This window comes from Synechococcus sp. R6-10, assembly GCF_047461815.1.
Lineage (GTDB): Bacteria > Cyanobacteriota > Cyanobacteriia > Thermostichales > Thermostichaceae > Thermostichus.
The window spans coordinates 1-891 of the sequence record NZ_JANSHW010000444.1; the positions used below are offsets into that span (position 1 = coordinate 1).

At 57.6% G+C, this 891-nt stretch carries 1 protein-coding gene; it reads right to left on the reverse strand.

The features are described from left to right. Positions 1-216: 216 nt before the first annotated feature. Positions 217-756 carry a hypothetical protein gene (locus tag NW837_RS11940; RefSeq protein WP_414331790.1) on the reverse strand — a complete coding sequence of 180 codons (540 nt, stop codon included), beginning with the start codon at positions 754-756 and terminating at the stop codon, positions 217-219. Between the last annotated feature and the right edge of the window lie 135 nt (positions 757-891).

The window sequence follows — 891 nt, forward strand, 5'->3', positions numbered from 1 at the left end:
GGAAACAAACAGAATGCTATCGCTGCATAGTTGAGCAGTGATGTTCAGCAGTGTTCAGCGTAAATGTATCAGCTCATTTCCAACCTGCTCCAAATTTCCATCCTGCTGCTCCGCAACGCTTGCGCAGAAGGGCGTGGGCGGGATCTGGACTGCAACCGCCCGCTGGAGCTGGGAGCCCTGTCGGGATGGCTAGACCCGGAACCGTCTGTGGTTGCGCTAGGTTCCCACCGGACTTGCCCAGACCCAGATGGCGACCATCCCATCCCAGAGCAACAGAAGCAGAGCAAAACATCCTAGGAGCCCGTACATCCAAGGCTGAACGTAGGGGCGCAGCCCGCCAATCTCCAGTTGAGCGTGCCGTCGAATCTCAGCCAACAGCTGCTTGAACCTGGTCACCCGCATCGGCAAAAGTACGCGATCCCCCCCTCGGCTGACCAAGTAATACACCATACCACCCTGGCTGGTGGAGCGGGGCTCAATGCGCTCGATATCGGCCCACCGGATCTGCCACTCCTGCCGCACAAAAGGCGGCACCCAACTGGGGTAGGTGGCCTGCATGCCCTCTTCGTCCAACTGAATCTGCTGGCTCAGGGATCCCAGGACTACCCCCCATCCCAGCAGCAGAGCAATCCAAAGGGATCCCAGCTCAAGAGGTGTTGCCTGTTGCCGAGCCAGCAGGATGGGTAGGGGCAGAACCAGTCCCCAGTACAGAGCCTGCACAGCGCAGCGAATTAAGGGGGAGATGGGGAAGGTCATCGTCGGCAAGATGAGGCTGGCTTTATCAAACTTAAGATAGCGCTAGATAGCGCTTAAAAAGGCACCTGATACATTCACGCTGAGCTCTCCTGAACATGGTTCAGGAAAGAAGCGATCGCATCCTGCCTATCTCTG

Bases quoted from the DNA above. Each gene is read 5' to 3' on its own strand.
- NW837_RS11940 (WP_414331790.1), bottom strand. From the start codon at position 756: ATGACCTTCCCCATCTCCCCCTTAATTCGCTGCGCTGTGCAGGCTCTG.